We start from the raw sequence: 2730 nt of genomic DNA, 5'->3' as shown, positions 1-2730 counted from the left end.
GCACAGGCCTGTGCCGACCTCGATGCAGACTGCCGACTCTGCGATGCAAACTGCCGACCCTGCTGCGCGGCGCCGATCGCTCGGGCGACCGCCGCCGTCGAAGCACCGTCGCCGAAGCACCGTCGCCGAAGCACCATTCCCGCCGGAAGTGCGAGACTGCGCCCATGCGTGACGACGAGTGGTCCCGGCAGCGCGCCGAGGCGGTGCGGGTGCAGGCGGAGCGTCTGGAGGCGCGGCAGGACGCCGAGCACACCCGGGCCGAGGCGATGCTGCGCGAGTTCGTAACTGCCGCGCGCACCGCCGGACTCGCCCCCGAGGACCTCCAGGTCCAGGGCTACGGCGGCCGCGGGACGGCGCGTACCGGACTCAAGGGCTGGTACCTGCGCGTCGACCGCAGCGCCGGGGTCAGCACTGACGGCGACTTCTACGTGCTCACCGCGCCCATCGGCCTGCTCGACCGCCTGCGCGGGATGCGCCCCGAGACGCGCCGTCCGCCCCTGATCCTCGGCGCGGGCGGGAAGGACGGCGAGTCCATGCCCCTGGCCGACGTCCTGGACCGCCTGCTGCCGGGATGGCGCACGCGCTGACCCGCGCCGCGGTCAGCCCGGGCCGCCGTCCGCCGGCCGCTACCGTCAGGCCGCAACCGTCAGCCCCCGCCGTCAGGCCGCCGCCGCTAGCCCCCCGCCGTCCGGCCGCCACCGTCCGGCCACTCCGCCGTCAGCCCGCCGAACGTCCCAGGTCCTCCCAGCGGCGCCACGCGGCGACTCGCTCCTCGGTGATCGGCAGCACGGCGTCCACGGCGAGGTCGCCGACCAGGATGCGCAGGGGCGGCTCGTCGGCGTCGACCACGGCGAGGACCACGCGGGCGACGTCGGCCGGGGACGACGAACCCGGCGGGTGCCAGGCGGCCGCGCGCAGCGGGTCGTAGGCGGGCAGGTGGGCGGCGTGCACCCCGGACTCGTCGCGCCACCCGGTGTCCACAGGCCCCGGCTCGACGAGCGTGACGCGGACGCCAAACCCCGCGACCTCCTGGGCAAGCGCCTCCGACAGCCCCTCGAGCGCCCACTTCGACGCGCTGTAGCCGCCGAGCCCGGGCCAGGCCGCGACCCCGCTGGAGCTGGAGACCTGCACCACGTGCCCGCTGCCCTGCGCGCGCAGCACCGGCAGGGCCGCCTGGGTCACGTGCAGCACGCCGAAGAGGTTGACGTCGAGCTGGTCGCGCAGCTGCTCGGGCGTGATCTCCTCGACCGTGCCGAACAGGCCGTAGCCCGCGTTGTTCACCACCACGTCGATGCGGCCGAGCGCCTGGGCCGCCGCCCGCACCGCGTCCCGGGCCTGGTCTCGGTCGGTCACGTCGAGGCGCAGCGGCACGACGGCGTCGCCGTACCCGGCCACGAGGTCGTCGAGCGCGGCCAGGTCCCGCGCCGTCGCCGCTACGCGGTCGCCGCGCTCCAGGGCGGCGACCACGATCGCGCGGCCGAGCCCGCGGCCCGCGCCGGTGACGAACCAGGTCCGGTTCATCGGGTGCCGTCCGGGGTGTGCGGCGGGGTGGGTGCGTGGGTGCGCACGGAGTCGGTCGACATGCGCGTCATCGTGCCAGGCGAGCGCCGGGTGTGTCGCGGTGCGACGCCGGGCGCCGGGTGTGTCGCGGAGCGGCTCCGGGTGCCGGCCAGGTCGGTCTCCCGGGCAGCCGGGCCGCACTCCGGACGCCGCGTCCCGCGATGCCCCGCGCTTCGGCTCCCGGGCATCGGCTCCAGGAGTTGGCACTAGGCTCGCGGCATGCCCGTGGACGACGTCGACACCCGGCCCGCACCGCCGCGGACCCTGACCCGCCGCGAGCGCCTGCGGCGGCAGACGGTCGACGAGATCGTGGAGCGGGCGCTGGAGCTCGTCGACTCGGGCGGGGCGCACGGCCTGTCGATCGCTTCGGTCAGCAAGGCGATGGGCATGACGCCGCCGGCGCTGTACCACTACTTCGCTTCCCGCGACGCGCTGCTCGACGCCCTGGTCCTGGCCGGGTACACGGACCTCGGCACCGCCGTCGAGGGCGCCGCGCGTGCGGCGTCGGACCGGCCCGCCGCCGAGCGGGTCGCGGCGATAGCGCACGCGTGGCGACGCTGGGCCCTGGACCACCCGCGGCGCTACGCGATGCTCTTCACGGGCAGCCGGCGCGACGCCGTCGACCCGCTGGAGCACGTGGGCCCGATCACCGCGAGCATGCTCGCCCTGGTCACGGCCCTCCAAGAGCTCGTCCGGGACGGCGGGGACGGCGGTGACGGCGGGGGCCGCGACGGCGGCGCGGACGGCGGGGGCCGCGACGGCGGCGAACCGGGTGCGGGGCCAAAGTCCGGTGCGGGACAAGAGTCCGGTGCGCGGCAAGGCCTCGACGCGGAGCTGTCCCGGTGGGGCCGGACGCTCGGCGCCCCGCCGGAGACCGCACCCGGCGCGCTGCGGCTGGCGCTGTCCACCTGGTACCGCGTGCACGGGCTGGTGTCGCTGGAGCTGGTCGGCGGTTTCGACACGATGGGACTCGACGGCGGCCCCCTGCTGACCGCCGAGATCGAGAGCCTGGTCCACGAGGCAACCCGCTGACCCGCCCTGCCCTGTCCCGCCCCGCCCCGCCCCATCCCGCCCCGGCCCGGCGCGCCCGCACCGCACCGCACCGCAACGGAAGGTGCGCTTCTACCCAGCGATTGGGCCCGAAACGGGGCTGTTTTCGGGCCCAATCGC

At 76.3% G+C, this 2730-nt stretch carries 3 protein-coding genes; 2 read left to right on the top strand and 1 reads right to left on the bottom strand.

The window, feature by feature from the left end; translation table 11 throughout:
* Positions 1-164: 164 nt before the first annotated feature.
* Entirely contained in the window at positions 165-587 is a 423-nt protein-coding gene (locus ACFWEJ_RS28285) for a hypothetical protein (RefSeq protein WP_377232486.1), read from the top strand.
* Between the two features lie 130 nt (positions 588-717).
* Here ACFWEJ_RS28285 and ACFWEJ_RS28280 read toward each other — a convergent pair whose 3' ends face one another.
* Positions 718-1521, bottom strand: a complete 804-nt coding sequence (locus ACFWEJ_RS28280) for an SDR family NAD(P)-dependent oxidoreductase (RefSeq protein WP_377232485.1) — start codon at positions 1519-1521, stop codon at positions 718-720.
* 258 nt (positions 1522-1779) lie between these two features.
* Between ACFWEJ_RS28280 and ACFWEJ_RS28275 the strand changes: the two genes are divergently transcribed.
* Positions 1780-2592, top strand: coding sequence for a TetR/AcrR family transcriptional regulator (locus tag ACFWEJ_RS28275; protein WP_377232484.1), 813 nt, complete (start codon positions 1780-1782; stop codon positions 2590-2592).
* Positions 2593-2730 lie beyond the last annotated feature (138 nt).

Origin of the sequence: Promicromonospora sp. NPDC060204 (genome assembly GCF_042728455.1) — a bacterium.
Taxonomy (GTDB): domain Bacteria; phylum Actinomycetota; class Actinomycetes; order Actinomycetales; family Cellulomonadaceae; genus Promicromonospora.
Note: the sequence above shows the minus strand (reverse complement) of the source record. Positions and strands in the feature narration are given on the sequence as shown.